Below are 18222 nucleotides of genomic sequence, written 5' to 3' on the forward strand. Positions count from 1 at the left end.
CCGGCCGACAGCGCCCTGAAGGACCCGGTCGCCTGGGCCGTGCAGAAGGGCTCGCACCTCGATTTCGACCTGGCCTGGGCCGACACCCCGATCCACGGCACGTTCAGCCGCTGGACCGCCGACATCCTGTTCTCGCCGGAAGCCCTGGACCGCTCCAAGCTGACCGTCAGCGTCGACCTGGCCTCGGCCGGCACGGGCGACGGCCAGCGCGACGAGAGCCTGCAGGGTCCCGACTTCTTCAACACCTCGGCCACGCCCAAGGCGACCTTCACCGCCACCAAGTTCCGCAAGACCGCCGAGGGCCGCTTCGTCGCCGACGGGACGCTGGACCTGCGCGGGACCAAAAAGCCGCTCAGCCTGCCCTTCAGCCTGAAGATCGACGGCGACACGGCCAAGGCCCGCGGTGTAACCACCGTCGACCGGACCGTGTTCGGGGTTGGACAGGGCGAATGGGCGTCGACGGATCAGATACCGGGCAAGATCAAGGTGAGCTTCGCCCTGACCGCCAAGAAGAAGTCGTAGCCAAAGCCGCCGAGGCCCTCGTTGCCGGGGGCCTGGTGCTGCTGCCCACCGAAACCGTCTATGGCCTGGGGGCCGACGCGTCGAACCCCACGGCCGTGGCGGCGATCTTCGAGGCCAAGGGCCGCCCGCGCTTCAACCCGCTGATCGCTCACGTCGCCGACGCCGAAACCGCCGCCCGCATCGCCGCCTTCGACGACCGGGCCAGCGCCCTCGCCGAAGCGTTCTGGCCCGGCCCCCTGACCATCGTCGCCCCGATCGCCGACCCCTCGGCCGTCTGCGACCTGGCCCGCGCGGGGCTGGAGACCGTCGCCATCCGCGTGCCCGGCCACCCGCTGGCCCGCGCCGTGCTGGCGGCCTTCGGCGGACCGGTCGTGGCCCCCTCGGCCAACCGCTCGGGCCGCCCCAGCCCCACCACCTACGCCGACGCCTTCGCCGAGACCGGCGACAAATGCGCCGCCGCCCTCGACGGCGGGCCGTGCACCGTGGGCCTGGAGTCCACCGTCGTCGCGGTGCTCGACGGCCCCGTGCGCCTGCTGCGCCCCGGCGCCGTCACCCGCGCCCAACTGGAGGCCATAGTCGGCCCCCTCGCCGAAGCCGACGACGACGCCAAGCGCTCCCCCGGCCGCCTCGCCCTCCACTACGCCCCCGACGCCCCGGTGCGCATCGACGCCGAGGCGCCGAAGGAAGGGGAAGCGTTCCTGGCCTTCGGGGAATGGCCGGAAGGGGAGGGCGTCCTGAACCTCAGCCCCTCCGGCGACCTCGCCGAAGCCGCCGCGAACCTCTTCGCCTACCTGCGGGCGGCCGACCGCCTGAAGCCGACGGCGATCGCCGTGGCGAAGATCCCCGACGAGGGGCTGGGCGAGGCGATCAACGACCGCCTACGCCGCGCGGCGGGGTTTGTGGGGTAGCGTTGATACGCATTATTGCTCGACAAAATGCGGCGCGGGTGGAATGTAAGGTGAACATGGGAGATTGTAACGTGACGGACAAACGCGTGTTTGTTGGTAATAGCGCTCTTCCGAAGACGTGGGAGCATGTTGAAAGGGGCTCTGTTCAGCCCAAGACTCCCTCTCCTCTTTCTCTCGGCGTTCCTTCAAGCGACCCTTCTACAACGTCCCAAGTTGCGACACCTCCTCCTCCGTCGAAAGATGATTGACTATGGGTGTGTGCCGCATTGTGATGCGTTTTATTTTTGCGGCTGGAATATAAGTTATTCTATCTCCCCATTTTGAATCTTTAACTGTAGATAGTTCTTTGGGGATGGAATCCTTAAGTTCTTCGTGGGTAAGGTAGATAGCGATATCGCCTCCCTCGCCTATGACGCATGGCCCGAATGGGGAATTAGAAAATTCGGATGTGTTATCGCATCTCAGCCAAGTCCCGTCGTCAAGTTGGACGGCGATTTGCGTTATGTAGTTATCGGTGTCGTGGGCGATAGATCCAAGAGCAGTCGGAAATTCATCCGCCCATGATATATTTAGATGCCGGAGAACGGCATATGATATTTTTTGCAGATACTTTCTCCATGCTAGGGCGATTGATACGGATATGAGTAAAGCGAGAGGCGCATATATTATCATTCCGACTTTTCTGGCGGAAAAAATAACAAAACTTGCTACCGACCCAAACGCAATAACTGAGAATATTCTGTCAAAATCGGTCATGGAGCGCCGCCTGCCAGTGTAGGCAAGCATGTAGGCTGTGTACCCGCAGCCTAAAGAAATTTGCAAATCTATAGATATTTTTAGAAAATCTAGCGGGTTCATGTGTGCTTCCTGCTTAATTGGTGTTTGGAAAGCTATACGATATAATCAATTATTCGATGGGGCGTGGGCATCCTTCGAGTGTCGATCGCAGGAACCAAGGTTGGCCATTGTGCTACTGCCCCCCACCCCTCCGTACACCCCGCAGAAAAACTCTCCCCCTGCCCACCCATTCTCTATTTCACCGATAGGAATAGGTAACTATCACGCTCCCCAACACGCCGAATGGCGTTATCTCAAAACGAGGGGGCTCTCGTGGCTATCGGAATTTCGGGCGGCCTTTCGGCCAAGGGCGTCGGCCGCGCCGCGCTGCTGAGCGTGCTTCTGTCCACCACCGCCGGCGCCGTGCTGGCCGCCGACCTGGCGCCGGCCGCCGATGTCGCCGCCGCCGCGACGCCCGCCGCCGACCCGGCTGATCCGACCGCCACCGACGCTTCGGCCGTCGGCCAGGTGTTCGTCACCGCCCGCCGCCGCGAGGAGAGCGCCCAGGAGGTGCCGATCGCGCTGACCGTGACCTCGGCCGAGACCCTGACCCAGACCGGCGTCAACAGCATCGTCGCCCTGACCCAGCTGGTTCCGACGCTTCAAGTCCTGTCGCCCAACCCGCGCAACACCGCCCTGACCATCCGCGGTCTGGGCGCCAGCTACGGCCTGGCCAATGACGGCCTGGAGCAGGGCGTCGGCATCTATGTGGACCAAGTCTATAATTCGCGTCCGGGCGCCGCGACGCTCGACTTCATCGACATCCAGCAGATCGAAGTGCTGCGCGGCCCGCAGGGCACGCTGTTTGGCAAGAACACCACGGCTGGCGCGCTGAACATCACCACCCGCGACGCCACCCAGAAGTTCGAGGCCGACGCCGAGGCCAGCTACGGCAGCCTCAACTTCCGTCAGTTCAAGGCCACGGTGGCCGGGCCGCTGATCGAGGGCGTGCTGGCCGGGCGCCTGTCGTTCGTCGGCACCTGGCGCGATGGCGACCTCTACAATCCCAAGAGCAACACCTGGCAGAACGCGCGCTCGAGCACGGGTTACCGCGGCCAGCTGAAGTTCACCCCGAACGAGCAGCTGACGGTCAAGCTCTACGGCGACTACGCCTTCCAGCAACCCGAGTGCTGCACCCAGGTCTATGTCACGGTCGGCACGACCCTGAAGCCGACCGCCCAGCAGTACGCCGCCCTGGCCGCCGGCAAGAACTACACCGTCGCCAGCACCAACCCCTATGACCGGATCTCCGACATCGACGATCCGATCCAGGCCGACCAGTGGGTCAACGGCCTGTCGGCGGTGGCCGACTACGACTTCGGCCCGGTGACCCTGACCTCGGTCACCGCCCACCGCGAATGGGACTGGGAGCCGCGCAACGACCGCGACTACACCGCGCTGGACGTCACCCGCCGCTCCAACAACCCCTCGCACCAGAAGCAGTTCAGCCAGGAGTTCCGCCTGTCCAACAACGAGGGCGAGCGCTTCGACTGGACCGTGGGCCTCTACTATTTCGACCAGAACGTCACGACCCACGGCGTCACCGAGTACGGCTCTGACGCCTCGTACTGGCTGCTGCCGGCCACCAACACGCCCTCGTCGCTGCTCGACGGCTACACGGTGTTCAACGACAGCACGATCGACACCACCAGCTACGCCGCCTTCGGCCAGCTGACCTGGAAGGTCAACGACCGCCTGAGCGTCACGCCTGGCGTGCGCTTCACCCAGGAAAAGAAGGACGGCGCCTACATCCAGACCACCACGGGCGGTTCGGTGACCACCGACACCACCCTGATCAACCGTCGCCTGGGCATCGCCCGGCCGCAGACCTTCTCGGCCAAGACCGACGACGGCGCCTGGTCGGGCCAGATCGCCGTGGTCTACCAGCTGACCGACGACATCAACGCCTACGCCACGGTGTCGAGCGGCAACAAGTCGGGCGGCATCAACATGACGTCGCTGCCGCTGACCAGCAGCAACACGGTGTCGACCTCGGCTGCGGTGATCCGTCCGGAAAAGGTGTCGACCATCGACATCGGCCTGAAGACCCAGTGGTTCGAGCGCCTGCTGACGGCCAACCTGGCGCTCTTCGCCACCGACGTGAAGGACTACCAGGCCAACGTCGTCGACAGCGGTCCGGGCGCCCTGCGCGGCTACCTGGCCAATGTCGAGAAGGTCGAGGTGCGCGGCGTCGAGCTGGACGCCACCACCCGCTCGATCGGCGGCTTCAAGTTCTACGGCAACCTGGCCTGGACCGAGGGCAAGTACGCCGACTTCAAGAACGGGCCGTGTCCGCTGGAGAAGATCGGCACCTCGACCGCCCAGTGCGACCTGTCGGGCCGTCCGCTGCCGGGCTTGTCGAAGTGGGCCGGTTCGGCCGGCGCCGAGTACCGCCGCGAGGCGACCCTCGGCCGTCTGGCCGGCGAGGTCTATGCCGGCGCCGACGCCAGCTTCCGCTCCAACTACTACGCCGACAGCTCGGACTCGCGGTACACGATCATCAAGGCCTACGAGATCGTCAACCTGCGGGCCGGCTTCAAGTCGGAAGCGGGCTGGGAAGCGTTCGTGTCGGTGCGCAACGCCTTCGACGCCGAGTACCTGCAGAACATCACCGTGGTCTCGGGCAACTCGGGCCTGGTGGTCGGCACCCCCGGCGACGCCCGCGCCTTCGCCTTCACCCTGAAGGCCAGCTACTGAAGCCCTTTCTTCTTCCCGTCATTCCCGCCCTTGTGGCGGGAACCCCTGGTTCCGCTCGCACGTGAGGCTCAAGCGGCGCGCTCAGCGCGCCGCTCCTTCCGCCCTAGCGGCTGACAGAGGGTTTCCCGCCACAAGGGCGGGAATGACGGGATTTGGGGAGAGCAGAACTACTGCTTCAGCCGATAGCCGGTCTTGAAGATCCAGCCGACCACCGCCAGGCACAGCGCCAGCACGCCCACCGTCGCGGCCAGGCTGATCCCCACCCCGACATCCGACGTGCCGAAGAAGCTCCAGCGGAAGCCGCTGATCAGATAGACGACCGGGTTGAACAGCGAGGCCGTCCGGAAGGCGCCGGGCAGCATGTCGATCGAATAGAAGCTGCCGCCCAGGAAGGTCAGGGGCGTGATCACCAGCAGCGGCACGATCTGCAGCTTCTCGAAGCTGTCGGCCCAGATGCCGATGATGAAGCCGAACAGACTGAAGGTCACCGCGGTCAGCACCAGGAAGGCGGCCATGAACAGCGGGTGCTCGATCTCGAACGGCACGAACAGGCGCGCCGTGGCCAGGATGATCACACCCAGCATCAGCGACTTCGACGCGGCCGCGCCGACATAGCCCAGCACGATCTCGAACGGCGACACGGGGGCCGACAGCACCTCGTAGATCGTGCCCGACCACTTGGGCATGTAGATGCCGAACGAGGCGTTCGACAGGCTCTCGGTCAGGATCGACAGCATGATCAGGCCCGGCACGATGAAGGCGCCGTAGGGCACGCCGTCGACCGAGGTCATGCGCGAGCCGATGGCCGCGCCGAACACCACGAAATAGAGCGAGGTCGACAGCACCGGCGCGGCGATGCTCTGGGCCAGGGTGCGGAAGGTCCGCGCCATCTCGAAGCGGTAGATGGCGGCGATGGCGTGGATGTTCATGGCCGGTCCTTCACCAGGCTGACGAAGATCTCTTCGAGAGAGCTCTGGCGGGTGTTGAGGTCGGTGAAGTCGACGCCCTCGGCGTGCAGGCGGCGCAGCAGCGGGGCGATGCCGGTGGCCTCGGCCTGGGCGTCGAAGCTGTAGACCAGCTCGCGGCCCTCGTCGGCCAGCGCCAGGTCGTACTCATCCAGGCCCGCCGGCACGGCTTCCAGGGGCGACTGCAGGTGCAGGGTCAGCTGCTTCTTGCCCAGCTTGCGCATCAGCACCTTCTTGTCCTCGACCAGGATGATCTCGCCCTTGCGGATCACCCCCACCCGGTCGGCCATCTCCTCGGCCTCCTCGATGTAGTGGGTGGTCAGGATGATGGTGACGCCGGTCTCGCGCAGCTTGCGCACCATCTCCCACATGTCGCGGCGCAGCTCGACGTCGACGCCGGCGCTGGGTTCGTCGAGGAACAGGATCGAGGGCTCGTGCGACAGGGCTTTGGCGATCATCACCCGCCGCTTCATGCCCCCCGACAGGGTCATGATCTTGGCGTCCTTCTTGTCCCACAGCGACAGGTCGCGAAGGATCTTCTCGATCAGGGCCGGGTTGGCCGGCTTGCCGAACAGGCCGCGGCTGAAGGTGACGGTGGCCCAGACGGTCTCGAAGGCGTCGGTGGTCAGCTCCTGCGGCACCAGGCCGATCTTGGTGCGGGCCGGACGGTATTCGCGGGCGATGTCGTGGCCGTCGGCGACGACCGTACCGGTCGAGGGCCGCACGATGCCGCAGATGATGCTGATCAGCGTGGTCTTGCCGGCGCCGTTGGGACCCAGCAGGGCGAAGATCTCGCCGCGCTTGATCGTCAGGTCGACGGTCTTCAGGGCCTGGTGGCCCGAGGCGTAGGTCTTGGTCAGACCCGACACCGTGATGATGGGTTCCACCCGGTCGTTCCCTTCGATGCGTGCGGTCCCGCGCCAGATGGGGGCGGGGAGGGGCAAAAGCCAGAGCCTTACATTTCTCCCGTCATTCCCGCCCTTGTGGCGGGAACCCCTGGTTCCGCTTTCACGTGAGGCGCAAGCGGATCGCTGGCGATCCGCCCCACCTGCACTTGCGGCTGACAGAGGGGTTCCCGCCACAAGGGCGGGAATGACGGGAGAGGATAGAGGCCGGAGGCTCTAGCGTCGTTATGCGCCGGAACCTGTCAGCAGCTGTCACCGCACCGTCAGCACCGCCCCGTGCACGCCCACCACCGAGACGCGGGTCCCGGTCGTCGGGGCGCTTTCGGCCTCGCCCTCGCCTTCGGTCTGGGCCGCCCACTCCTTGCCGTCGACGAAGACGCGGCCGCGGCCGTTCTCGAAGGCGGCGACCACTTCGGCCGGGCGGCCGAGCAGGCGCTGGGTGGGGTCGTTGAGGTCGGGGTCGGGACCGGCCAGGGCCGGCCGCAGGAAGCGGCGGGCCAGGTAGGTCGAGGCGATGGTCAGCACGGCGAAGAGGACGATCTCCACCGGCAGGCTGGTCGGGAGGAGGAGGGCGACGACGCCGACCGCCGCCGCCGAGGCGGCCGGCCACAGCAGCCAGCCGGTGCCGGTGCCTACCTCGATCGCCAGAAACGCGGCCGCGATCGACAACCACAGCCAGAAGGGATGGGCGACGAAGAAATCGATCAGGCCGGTCATGGGATCAGGCTCCCTTGCGCGGCGCGGACGGAACCGCGCTCGAACGCGACGCCGCCGGCGACGGGGTCGGACGCGGCGGAGCGTCGGGGCCGCCCAGCGAGCGGATCAGCTCGCCGACTCCGGCCACCGTGCCGGTGATGCCGGCGAAGTCGGCCGGCACGATCACCGTCTTGGCGTTGGGCGAACGGGCCAGCTCGCCGAACGCCTCGACGTACTTCTGGGCGACGAAGTAGTTGATGGCGTTGACGTCGCCGCGGGCGATGGCTTCCGACACGAAGGCGGTGGCCTTTGCTTCGGCCTGGGCTTCGCGCTCGCGGGCCTCGGCGTCGCGATAGGCCGCTTCGCGCCGGCCCTCGGCCTGCAGGATGGCCGACTGCTTGGCGCCCTCGGCGCGGGCGATCTGGGCCTGCTTCTCGCCCTCGGCCTCGGTGATGACGGCGCGGCGCTCACGCTCGGCCTTCATCTGACGGGCCATGGCGTTGGTGATGTCGGCCGGCGGGGTCAGGTCCTTGATCTCGATGCGGGCCATCTTGACGCCCCAGGGGCTGGTGGCTTCGTCGATGGTGGCCAGCAGGCGCGAGTTGATGTGGTCGCGCTGGCTCAGCACCTCGTCCAGCTCCATCGAGCCGACCACGGTGCGCAGGTTGGTCTGGGCCAGCTGGGTGATGGCGTAGATCAGGTTGTCGACGCGATAGGCCGCGGCGGGGGCGTCCATCACCTGGATGAAGACGATGGCGTCGACGGTCACCGACACGTTGTCCTTGGTGATGACCTCCTGCTTGGGAACGTCGAGCACCTGCTCCATCATGTTGACCCGGCGGCCCACCGTCTCGACGAACGGGGTGAGGATGCTGATGCCGGGCTTCAGGGTGCGGGTGTAGCGGCCGAACCGCTCGACGGTGAATTCGCGGCCTTGCGGCACGATCTTGATGACGTTGACGACCAGCAGGATCGCCAGCACCAGAAGCACCAGGGGGACCAGAAAAGCGGTCACGAAAGCCTCCCGAGACGCGGCCCGGCGGCCCAAGCCGCCAGTCGCCGTGCGTCCATGAGGAGAATTTAGCGCGCCGCTCGCCCTTCCGCCACGGAATCCGGCGCAGCTTGCTCGTTGATCCGCACCGTCTGCGACAGCTTGTTGGCCAGAGCCCGGCCGCGAAGAGCGGCCTGGCGCTCGGCCCGGCGGCTTTCGGGGCTGCACTCGGGATGGGCGGCCTGGGCCGCGGCGTAGCCGCCGTTGAAGCGGTCGCGCAGCTGGCCGTCGAAGGTCTGGTCGGCCTGCTCCACCTCGGTCAGCCGCACCATGCGGGCCCGCCAGAACTGGTCGCCGACGCCCTCGCAGGCCTGGCGCAGGGCGTGGCTCTGGCCGATGGCGTAGGCCAGGTCCAGCAGCCGCTGGCGCTCGGCCGGCGCGCGGTCCTGGGCGCTGGTCACGGCCGGTGCGGCCAGCAGCAGGGCGGCCAGGAACGGAGTGGCGAGGCGGGCGCGAAGCATGCGGGCACTATCGCCGCAAGCGCCCCGCCTGTCATCGCCTCGCCCGCGAGGGGCGAAATCAACCTTGAGGATATCCACAGCGGCGCTTGCCCATTTCAAGTCGAAACTTCGACTCTTCAGGGCCTTGCTATCAACAAGGATCGGGATCAGGCTGTGGATAAGTCAGGGGTGGCGAGAAACGACCAACTCCGACAGCGCAGAAGGGAGGACGTGTCATGGCTGAAGTGCACTACGGCGTCGTCCAGGTGGGCGACCGGTGGACCATCATCGGCGACCAGCTCAGGTTCGGGGCTTATCGCAGCCGCCACGAGGCCGAAAAGGCCGCCAACCGCCTGGCCGAGCAGGCCACGGGCGTCGGCATACCGGTGCGCATGCACCTCCAGGACGAGACCGGCCAGCTGCACCGGCCCACCTTGATGAGTTGATGGGATGAGCTGAGAGGGATGAGCTGACGCGCGGCGCGTGTCGGCGTCCCGACAGGTCCACGCAACGAAACCCTCGGTCCGCGCGCTTTAACCGACGAGCAAGCGCCGCCGTTGGATGCCGCCATGGCCGACTCCGCAGAAATGAACGACCGAGACACCCGCGCCGAGCGGGTGCACCACGCCTATGCCGGCAACCGCCTGCTGCTGGCCATGCCCGAGGACGCGCGCGCGGCGCTCAAATCGGCCATGACCCTGACCGCCCTGGCCCGCGGGACGGTGCTGTTCGACGTCGGCGAGGACGTGCGCACCACCTATCTGCCCTGCCGGCCGACCATGGTCTCGCTGCTGGTGCTGACGCCTGAGGGCCGCGAGGTCGAGGCGGCCACCGTCGGCTGGGAGGGCGCGCTGGGCGGCGTGGTCAGCGGCGGCCTCAAGCCCGCCTACGGCCGGGCGGTGGTGCAGGCGCCGGGACCGGCCTTCACCGTCCAGACCGCCCGCCTCGACGAGATGCGCCAGCGTTTCCCGGCCTTGGGCGACCTCTTCACCCGCTATGCCGACGCCATGATCGCCCAGATGATGCAGTCGGTGGCCTGCAACGCCCTGCACACCATCGAGCAGCGCTGCTGCCGCTGGCTGCTGGCCGCCCACGACCGAGCCGGCGAGGACATCGTGCGCCTGACCCAGGAGGCCCTGGCCGACATGATGGGCGTGCAGCGCACCACCGTCACCGCCGCGGCCAAGGTCCTGCAGGCCGACGGCATCATCCAGACCCGCCGCGGCCGCGTCGAGATCCGCGACCGCCGCAAGCTGGAGCGCCGGGCCTGCGAGTGCCACGCCCAGGTCGAGGCCCATTTCCACAAGCTGCTGCCGGAACTGGCCCTCGACGCCGGCTGAGGCGCCTCAGCTCGGATAGCCGAAGTTCGAGGCGATGACCGCCTCGACCACGGTGAGGTCTCCGAGGTCGGTCGAGGCCACGCTCTCCTCGTAGTCGTAAAGCGACCACCCCAGGGTCGTCGTCCGGGCCTGGACGATGTTGTAGGCCACCGAGCCCTGGATGTAGACGCCCATCAGTCCCCAGGTTCCGCTGGCGAAATTGACCAGCAGGCCGCCGGCGGGCTTTTTGGCGAGGGCGGCCATGAAGAGCGCATACTTGGCGTCGAACGCCCCGTCGAAATTGATGGCCAGGTGCTCGTACTTGTCCTGGACGTAGATCTCGAAATTGCGTCTCGGGTCGGCCGGCATCAGCTGGCCCGGCGTGTTGTCGGCGATGCCCAGCGGCACGCCGTAGCTGTGCGTCTCCACCTTGGCCTTGGTCTTCGCGTCGAGCGGCGGGTTGCGATTGGGGTCGATCAGGGCGGGCACGATCCGGTCGAGAAGGTAGATCTTGCCCTTCATCGTCTCCAGGGACGGCATGTCGCCCATCCAGGGCTTGATCCCGGCTCCCAGCAGGAGGGCGTCGAGCACGTCCAGGACGTCGGGCAGGTCGGCGTCGGGCACGCCGTTCTGGTCGTCGATCTTCAGCGACATGGCGATGAATTCGGTCGGCTGGCCGATGAGGAAGTCGGCGCACTCGTCCATCAGCGAGTTGAAGCTCTGGAAGACGTTGGCGCGGCGTCCCTGTCCATGGTCGCCGTGGCAGGTCTGGAAGACGTAGGTCGTGCCGTGCTGTCCCTGCACCGTGTCGATCAGCAGGCGCACGTCCAGCAGGCGCACGCCCGCCTGCAGCTGCTGGGTGATGCTGCGGTAATGGCAGGAATAGGCGGTGACGACGGTGGGATCGATCGCGGCGCTGTCGTGCGTGCCGGGCAGGTTGATGTCGCCGATCAGGGTGGCCGGCGGCAGGTCCTTCATCCAGGCGCGGGGATGGGGCAGGGCGACGACGATGATGTCGTCGTCATAGTTGTCGGTCGACCAGTAGACGTTGCTCTGACCCGAGGGGAACTTCAGCCGGCGGTCGGGCGCGCCCGCGAGGGAGACGCTGCCGTCGCCATGATAGACCACCGGCGCGGCGTATTTGCCGCCCCATAGCCCCCAGTCGGCGCGGTCGCCGACGTCGTCGTCGCCGCCGTCGCCGAGATAGCGGTTGTATGGGCTGGTTTCCTTGGTCAGGTAGAGATCGGAGCCGTCGTAGCCCCACTTGAGCGGGGCGGCGTCGCCCTTGGCCTGCACGATGGTCGTGTAGTTGTCGTGGGTGGCGAGATAGCCGACGAACGTGTTGGTGGCGCGATTGTAGCAAGCGACGGCGCGGTAGGTCATGTGCGGTCCCCTGGGGACGTTCCCCTTGCGCCCGGCGCCCCATGGCCAGGCGCGCGGACCCTAGGAGCAACCTTGCCGCGCTTTTGTGAAAATCGTCACTTCAGGATGTATTTTCACAAAGAGCGTCTCAGGAGAGCAGTCCCGCCGTCCGCCTGATCGCCGATTCCGCCTCCGCGACCAGGCTGGCCACGATCTCGGCCGCCGGGCGTACGTCGGTGATCCCGCCGGCGCTCTGGCCCATGGCCAGGCACGAGCGCTCGGGGTCCAGGCCCTCGGTCTGGCCGGCGATGCCGCCCAGCACCCCGGCCTGGACGCTGGCCATGGCCTGCAGGGGGAAGGGCTGGATGTCGCCGGCCCGGGCCTCCCAGTCGTCGACATAGGGGTTGGCGCGCACCCGCATCGGCTTGCCGGAATAGCAGCGGGTGCGGACGGTGTCCTCGTCGCGGGCGGCCAGGATGGCGTCCTGATAGAGCGCGCCGGCGTGGGCCTCGGCGCTGGCGATGAAGCGGGTGCCCATCCAGACGCCTTGCGCCCCCAGCGCCAGGGCCGCCGCCAGCCCGCGACCGTCGTGCAGGCCGCCGGCGGCGATCACCGGGATGTCGACCGCCTCCACCGCCTGGGCCACCAGCGGCAGGGTGCCGACGAGGCCCGTGTGGCCGCCGCCTTCGCCGCCCTGGCAGATCACCGCGTCGCAGCCGGCCTCCTGCGCCTTCACCGCGTGGCGCACCGTGCCGCAGACCACCATCACCTTCAGCCCCGCCTCGTGCAGTCGCGCCAGGATCGCCGAGGGCACGCCCAGGCCCGCGATGAAGGCGCTGGCGCCCTCCTCGATGATGACCTCGACGCTGGCGGTCAGGGCGTCGGGCGTGGCGGCCAGCAGGTCGACGCCGAACGGCCTGTCGGTCAGGGCCTTCACCTGTCGCATCTGCTCGCGGATGAAATTGGGCGAGGTTCCGGCCATGCCCAGCACGCCGTAGCCGCCGGCGTTGGAGACCGCCGCCGCCAGCGGCGCGTACGAAACCCCGCCCATGCCGGCCAGCAGGATCGGGTGCTCGATGTTCAGCAGGTCGCAGATCGGCGTGCGCAGGGTCATGGCGGCGTCTCCCGTTCGCGACCCTCTGGCGGGGCCGTCCGGGGGAGAGTGCGCTCGCCCTTGCTGGCGGCAAGCGTGCCGCGAGGTCAGGCGCGGGGCGGTGGTCCTGGGGCGCTATTCGTCGAGGATGCGCTCGGGATCCAGTTCCGGCGTCCAGAAGCAGGCGGCCATCGCCGCCAGCATGACGGCGACCATCGCCAGGAAACCACGCGGCGGGGCCAAACCCGCGATGTAGGGGCCCACGATGTCTTGCGGGGTCATCTCTCTCGTTTCCTCTGCAAGCAGCGCCCCGATCTGACGTCAGGACTGCCGTTCACGGAGGAAAGCGTCTCACCGAAGCGAAGGTTCGACAAGTCCCCATTTTTCAAGGGGTTATTGTGGACTCGCGGGTCCAGGATTGGACGGGGCAGGCCATGAGGGCCCGCCCCGCCTCGCACGTCTAGCGCCGCACGGTCAGGCCTAGGGACAGCGCTCGCGGGCTTTCGCCATCGGCGGCTAGGCCGGGTCGTCCAGCGAGAAGCGGTCGGCGCTCTCGTCATAGGAGAAGACCTCGGCGTAGCGGCTCCAATTGGTCGCCGCGCGCAGGGTCTGGTCGGCGTAGTCGGGGGACATGAAGTCCTCCAGCTCGTCGCGGAACCGGCTGGCGGGGGCGGCGTGGCTGGGCCGATCGTCCAGCACCCGGCGCACGTGGGCGGCCAGGGGAACGTGGGCCAGCAGCTGCTGGGCGAAGATCGACTTGCGCGCATCGACGTCGGCCTCGGCGTAGCGACGGGCCGTGGGCGTCAGCACCAGATCGCCCTCGCGCAGTTCGGCCAGGCGCAGCAGCTGCAAGGTCTCGGCGATCGGAAAGAGCGCGTCGGCCTCGTACCGCAGCACCCGGGCCAGCTCGGGCATGTGCGCCCGGCCGTCGAACGGCGCGGCGCAAACCGCCTCGATCAGGCCGGCCATGACGTTGGTCGAGACGCGCGGCAGCACCATACCAAGGCCCATGCCGGGAAAGACCCCGTCACGGGCGCTCGCCGCCGCCTGGTCGGGCCGGGTCATCTGGGCGTAGATCCGCTCGACCAGGGCCCGGAAGGCCGGATCCTGGCGGTTGCGCGGCTGCGGCAGGTCGACCTTGACCGTCGACGCCACCCGGCCCGGATTGGACGAGAACACCAGGATGCGGTCGCACATCAGCACGGCCTCCTCGATGTTGTGGGTGACCATCAGGATCGACTTGATCGGCATCCGGCCCTCGTTCCACAGGTCGAGCAGGTCGGTGCGCAGGGTCTCGGCGGTCAGCACGTCGAGGGCCGAGAACGGCTCGTCCATCAGCAGGATCGAGGGATCGACCACCAGGGCGCGGGCCAGGCCCACGCGCTGGCGCATGCCGCCCGACAGCTCCTTGGGATAGGCGTTCTCGAAACCGTCCAGACCGATCAGGTCGATGGCGGCCAGGGCCCGGCGACGGCGCTCGTCCGGGCGCACGCCCTTGGCCTCCAGCCCGACCTCGACGTTCTGCAGCACGGTCAGCCAGGGGAAGAGCGCGAAGCTCTGGAACACCATGCTGACCGTGGTCGGGCCGTCCTCGCGCGGCGGGAAGACGATGTCGCCCGAGGTCGGCTTGATCAGGCCGGCGATCGACCGCAGCAGGGTCGACTTGCCCGAGCCCGAGCGGCCCAGCAGGCCGACGATCTCGTTCTCGTCGAGGGTCAGGTCGACATTGTCGAGCACCAGCAGGTTCGCGCCTTCGGCCTTGCCGTACAGGTGACGGATGGCCTTGGCTTCGACCAGGGCGGGCGATTGGGTGGGGGTGAAGCAGGTCATGGATGCTCTCCCTTAGGCCAGACGGAGACGGCGCTCGGCGAAGCGGTACATCGGCCGCCAGAGCACGCGATTGAAGACGATGACGAAGACGGACATGACGGCCACGCCCAGGGCGACGCGGGCGCTGTCGCCGGCGGCGGTGGCCCTGGCGATGTAGGCGCCCAGGCCCGCGGCCTCGAGGCGCTCATGGCCCCAGCTGACCGCCTCGGCCACGATGCTGGCGTTCCACGACCCGCCCGAGGCGGTGAGCGCGCCGGTCACGTAGTAGGGAAAGATCCCCGGGATCGCGACCTGCCGCCACCACTGCCAGCCCCTGAGGCCGAACATGCCGGCGGCCTCCTTCAGGTCGCCCGGAATGGCGCTGGCCCCGGCGATGACGTTGAACAGGATGTACCACTGGGTGCCGAACACCATCAGCGGCGAGAGCCAGATGTTCGGGTCCAGGCGCAGGGCGACGATGGCCGCCACCGCGAACGGAAACAGCACGTTGGCCGGGAAGGCCGCCAGGAACTGGGCGATCGGCTGCAGGCGTTCGGCCCAGGCCGGGCGCAGGCCGATCCAGACGCCGATCGGGACCCAGACGAGGGTGGCCAGGGCGATCAGCACGACGACCCGGACCAGGGTCGCCAGGCCCAGCAACGAGACCTGGCCCAGGTCGCCGAGGGTCAGGCGCTGGCCGAGGAACGACCACAGCAGCCCGGCGCCGCCGACGACCGCGATGGCGACCAGCGCCAGCCAGAGGCCGTCCAGGACCCTGCCCAGCGCCGCGGGCTGCGCGGGCAGGCGCAGGGGCGGCAGGCGGACGGGCGGACGCAGGCCGGAGAGGGCGCAGGACAGCCTCGCCAGCGGCCGGGCCAGCGACCGGATCCAGACGGCCCGGCGCAGCAGGTCGTACAGCCACGAGGCCGGGCGCTGCTGGCTGGCGGTCTGTTCGAAGCGGAACTTGTCGGCCCAGGCCACGACGGGACGGAACACCAGCTGGTCGTAGAGCACGATGACCACGGCCATGGCGGCCACGCCCAGGGCCAGGGCCCGCATATCCTGGCGGGCGATGGCGACCGACAGCCACGAGCCGATCCCGGGCAGGGTGACGGTGGTGTCGCCCACGGTGATGGCCTCGGACGCCACCACGAAGAACCAGCCGCCCGACATCGACATCATCACGTTCCAGACCAGGCCGGGCGTGGCGAACGGCAGCTCCAGCCGGACGAACCGGCGCCAGGGCGAGAAGCCGAACTGGCGGCTGACGTCGTCCAGGTCGGCCGGGATGGTCCGCAGCGACTGGTAGAAGCTGAAGGCCATGTTCCAGGCCTGGCTGGTGAAGATCGCGAAGATCGCCGCGCATTCCACGCCCAGCTGACGGCCGGGGAACAGGCCCATGAAGAAGGTGACCGTGAAGGTCAGGAAGCCCAGCACCGGCACGGACTGCAGGATGTCGAGGGCGGGCGCGATCAGCAGCTCGGCCTTGCGGCTCTTGGCGGCCAGGGTGGCGACCGTGAACGTGAAGACGAGCGAGGCGAAGAGGGCCAGGAACATCCGCAGCGTCGTGCGCAGGGCGTATTCAGGCAGGCGGGCGGGATCGAGCGTGACCGGGGCGGCGTGCAGGGCCGCCAGGGGCTGGCTCATGTCCTCGGCCCCGCGCACGACCAGGACGGCCGCGGCGGCGAGCAGGAGGAAGGCGACCAGATCCGCCCACGAGGGGACGGTTCCGGCGCGAAGAAAGCGCGCGAGCGGACGCGCGGCCTTGAGGTCTCCGGAGAGGAAAACCATGGGGCTTGTCCTTGTGACTGTGGCCGCGACCGGCCGTCAGCAAGGAGCCCGTTGAACCCCTAGCGTGACGCCGTTCGCGGCGTGTTGGATCGACTGTGACTGTCGCTGGGCATGGGGCTTGGGTTTCCGTTGAAAGCGTCGTCGCCGCGTCGCGGCATCGAGCGCGGCGGCGGGATGCGCCCGTCGACCGACGTTGTCAAGTTGCTGTGGAGAAGATCCGTCGAGCGGCCGTCTTTTTCCGAAGCCCGCGCCTCGGGGCGCGGCGATCCGGCGATGCGCCTAGCGTCCGAACAGCGCGTAGGTCTGCTCGATGACCTGCCGGGTCAGGTCCCACTCGACGGCGGCCATGGCCTCCTCGCGGGTGAAGAAGCGGGCGTCGGCGGCGTCGTCGCCGGCCTTGGGCTCGCCGCCGGTCCATTCGGCGGCGTAGTCGAACATCACGAAGTGGCGGGTGGTCTCGCCGGTCTCGCGCGAGGTGAAGACGCCGTCGACGACGTCGATCAGGCCCAGCAGACGGGCTTCCACCCCGGTTTCCTCGCGCAGTTCGCGCAGGGCGGCGGCTTCCGCCGTCTCGCCGAACTCGATCCGTCCGCCAGGCAGGCTCCATTGGCCAAGACGCGGCGGCGTGCCGCGCTTGATCAGCAGCACCTCATGCCCCCGCAGGCAGATGACGCCGGCGGTGGGGGAGGGGATCGGTGCGGGGGTGTTCATGCGAAACCAGACTTCAAATCTACCGTCGAGCGCTCCCCCACCAGGGGCAAACACTCGCCGAGCCAAGCTTCCGCCGCCTTGCGCCCACGGGCCTTGAGGTCGGTCAGAAAGCTCCACTCGGTATTGAACTTGGACGCCAGCGACAGGTCGGCCAGCGGCTCGTCGGCCTTGATGGCGTGCAGCAGCATCCGCCGATAGCGCCCCCGGGCGTTGTCTTTCAAGAGGCCTTCGTCGAGCAGCTTCTGCACGAAGCCGATGGCGCGCAGTTCCGAGGACAACGCGGCGTTGAAGGTGATCTCGTTCAGGCGGTCCATGATCTCGCCCGGGGTCTTGGGCGTCTCGTCGCGCACGAAGGGATTGAGGCTGACCAGCAGGATGTCGTCGGGGGTCTTGTCGTAGAACAGCGGCCACAGCGGCGGGTTGGCCAGAAAGCCGCCGTCCCAATAGGGCTCGCCGTCGATCTCCACGGCCTGGAACACCTGCGGCAGGCAGGCGCTGGCCAGCACGTGGCGGGCGGTCAGCTCGGTCTCGCGGAACACCTTGGCCTTGCTGGTGCGCACCGCCGTGGCGGCGATGTAGAGCTTGACCGGCGAGCGGGTCCGCAGGGCTTCGAAGTCGATCGTCTCGTCGAGGATGTCGTTCAGCGGATTGAGGTTGAACGGGTTGAACTCGTAGGGGCTCATCGACAGGGCCAGGGTCTCGGCCAGCCGCCAGCCCGGGGTGTTCTTGATCCAGTCGGCGGCGCCGCCGAACGCGCCCCCGAAGGCGCTTGTCCAGATGCTGGTGTCGCCGAAGACGTTGCGGCCGCCGTTGCGGTTGACCTGCTTCCAGAAGTCGTCGAGCGAGGCCTTGGCCCCCTCGCGTCCGCCGGCGATCAGGCCCGAGGCGTAGGCCACCGCGTTCATCGCCCCGGCCGAGGCGGCGGTGATCGCCTGGATCTCCAGGCTCTCCTCCTCCAGCAGCCGCTCGATCACGCCCCACTCGAAGGCGCCGTGCGAGCCGCCGCCCTGCAGCGCCAGGCTGATCGGACGCGGCCCCTTGGGCTTCCTCTTCAGCGGCGCGATGGGCATGGGTCTGCCTTTGCCTCTAGAGCGGATCGATAGTCACAGCCTCGGC

At 68.0% G+C, this 18222-nt stretch carries 18 protein-coding genes; 5 read left to right on the forward strand and 13 right to left on the reverse strand.

Annotated elements, in window-relative coordinates; translation table 11 throughout:
* Both AC2YHT_RS13750 and AC2YHT_RS13755 read left to right on the forward strand, forming a co-directional pair.
* Nucleotides 1-522 (forward strand): YceI family protein (locus AC2YHT_RS13750; protein WP_487290358.1); only part of this gene is annotated, 522 nt, incomplete at its 5' end.
* Nucleotides 450-1430, forward strand: a complete 981-nt coding sequence (locus AC2YHT_RS13755) for an L-threonylcarbamoyladenylate synthase (protein ID WP_487290359.1) — start codon at nt 450-452, stop codon at nt 1428-1430. The genes AC2YHT_RS13750 and AC2YHT_RS13755, both read left to right, overlap by 73 nt.
* 198 nt (nt 1431-1628) lie before the next feature.
* Here AC2YHT_RS13755 and AC2YHT_RS13760 read toward each other — a convergent pair whose 3' ends face one another.
* Nucleotides 1629-2288: a hypothetical protein gene (locus tag AC2YHT_RS13760; protein WP_487290360.1), complete on the reverse strand. Its 660-nt coding sequence runs from the start codon at nt 2286-2288 to the stop codon at nt 1629-1631.
* A gap of 252 nt (nt 2289-2540) precedes the next feature.
* On the opposite strand from AC2YHT_RS13760, the gene AC2YHT_RS13765 reads away from it, so the two are divergent.
* Nucleotides 2541-4964 carry a TonB-dependent receptor gene (locus AC2YHT_RS13765; RefSeq protein WP_487290361.1) on the forward strand — a complete coding sequence of 808 codons (2424 nt, stop codon included), beginning with the start codon at nt 2541-2543 and terminating at the stop codon, nt 4962-4964.
* A gap of 167 nt (nt 4965-5131) precedes the next feature.
* Here the strand turns inward: AC2YHT_RS13765 and AC2YHT_RS13770 are convergent, their stop codons facing one another.
* From AC2YHT_RS13770 to AC2YHT_RS13790, 5 genes are all read right to left on the reverse strand, one after another.
* A complete protein-coding gene (locus AC2YHT_RS13770) occupies nt 5132-5893 on the reverse strand; it encodes an ABC transporter permease (RefSeq protein WP_487290362.1) in 762 nt (253 codons plus the stop codon).
* The gene (locus AC2YHT_RS13775; RefSeq protein WP_487290494.1) at nt 5890-6834 is read right to left on the reverse strand and encodes an ABC transporter ATP-binding protein; all 945 of its coding nucleotides are present in this window, start codon (nt 6832-6834) and stop codon (nt 5890-5892) included. The genes AC2YHT_RS13770 and AC2YHT_RS13775 overlap by 4 nt, the downstream gene beginning before the upstream one ends.
* Nucleotides 6835-7086: 252 nt before the next feature.
* A complete protein-coding gene (locus AC2YHT_RS13780; protein WP_487290363.1) occupies nt 7087-7551 on the reverse strand; it encodes an NfeD family protein in 465 nt (154 codons plus the stop codon).
* 4 nt (nt 7552-7555) lie between these two features.
* Nucleotides 7556-8533: an SPFH domain-containing protein gene (locus AC2YHT_RS13785; protein WP_487290495.1), complete on the reverse strand. Its 978-nt coding sequence runs from the start codon at nt 8531-8533 to the stop codon at nt 7556-7558.
* 77 nt (nt 8534-8610) lie between these two features.
* Nucleotides 8611-9042: a TIGR02301 family protein gene (locus tag AC2YHT_RS13790; RefSeq protein ID WP_487290364.1), complete on the reverse strand. Its 432-nt coding sequence runs from the start codon at nt 9040-9042 to the stop codon at nt 8611-8613.
* A 215-nt stretch (nt 9043-9257) separates the two neighbouring features.
* Between AC2YHT_RS13790 and AC2YHT_RS13795 the strand changes: the two genes are divergently transcribed.
* The gene (locus tag AC2YHT_RS13795; RefSeq protein ID WP_110118296.1) at nt 9258-9467 is read left to right on the forward strand and encodes a hypothetical protein; all 210 of its coding nucleotides are present in this window, start codon (nt 9258-9260) and stop codon (nt 9465-9467) included.
* 123 nt (nt 9468-9590) lie between these two features.
* Nucleotides 9591-10361, forward strand: coding sequence for a Crp/Fnr family transcriptional regulator (locus tag AC2YHT_RS13800; RefSeq protein ID WP_487290365.1), 771 nt, complete (start codon nt 9591-9593; stop codon nt 10359-10361).
* Nucleotides 10362-10367: 6 nt separating this feature from the next.
* On the opposite strand, the gene AC2YHT_RS13805 is transcribed toward AC2YHT_RS13800, so the two are convergent.
* The 7 genes from AC2YHT_RS13805 to AC2YHT_RS13835 all read right to left on the reverse strand — a co-directional run bounded on the left by AC2YHT_RS13805 (nt 10368) and on the right by AC2YHT_RS13835 (nt 18176).
* A complete protein-coding gene (locus AC2YHT_RS13805; protein WP_487290366.1) occupies nt 10368-11723 on the reverse strand; it encodes a PI-PLC domain-containing protein in 1356 nt (451 codons plus the stop codon).
* Between the two features lie 127 nt (nt 11724-11850).
* Nucleotides 11851-12816, reverse strand: a complete 966-nt coding sequence (locus tag AC2YHT_RS13810) for an NAD(P)H-dependent flavin oxidoreductase (protein ID WP_487290367.1) — start codon at nt 12814-12816, stop codon at nt 11851-11853.
* Nucleotides 12817-12930: 114 nt separating this feature from the next.
* Entirely contained in the window at nt 12931-13077 is a 147-nt protein-coding gene (locus AC2YHT_RS13815) for a hypothetical protein (RefSeq protein WP_199228323.1), read from the reverse strand.
* 234 nt (nt 13078-13311) lie between these two features.
* Nucleotides 13312-14625: an ABC transporter ATP-binding protein gene (locus AC2YHT_RS13820; RefSeq protein WP_487290368.1), complete on the reverse strand. Its 1314-nt coding sequence runs from the start codon at nt 14623-14625 to the stop codon at nt 13312-13314.
* Between the two features lie 12 nt (nt 14626-14637).
* Nucleotides 14638-16395, reverse strand: coding sequence for an ABC transporter permease (locus tag AC2YHT_RS13825; protein ID WP_487290369.1), 1758 nt, complete (start codon nt 16393-16395; stop codon nt 14638-14640).
* 279 nt (nt 16396-16674) lie between these two features.
* Nucleotides 16675-17106, reverse strand: a complete 432-nt coding sequence (locus AC2YHT_RS13830; RefSeq protein ID WP_110118299.1) for an NUDIX hydrolase — start codon at nt 17104-17106, stop codon at nt 16675-16677.
* Nucleotides 17103-18176 (reverse strand): patatin-like phospholipase family protein, encoded by a 1074-nt coding sequence (locus AC2YHT_RS13835; RefSeq protein ID WP_487290370.1) that lies wholly within the window; start codon nt 18174-18176, stop codon nt 17103-17105. Before AC2YHT_RS13835 ends, AC2YHT_RS13830 begins: the two co-directional genes overlap by 4 nt.
* Nucleotides 18177-18222 lie beyond the last annotated feature (46 nt).

This window comes from Caulobacter sp. SRI_008 (genome assembly GCF_057586355.1).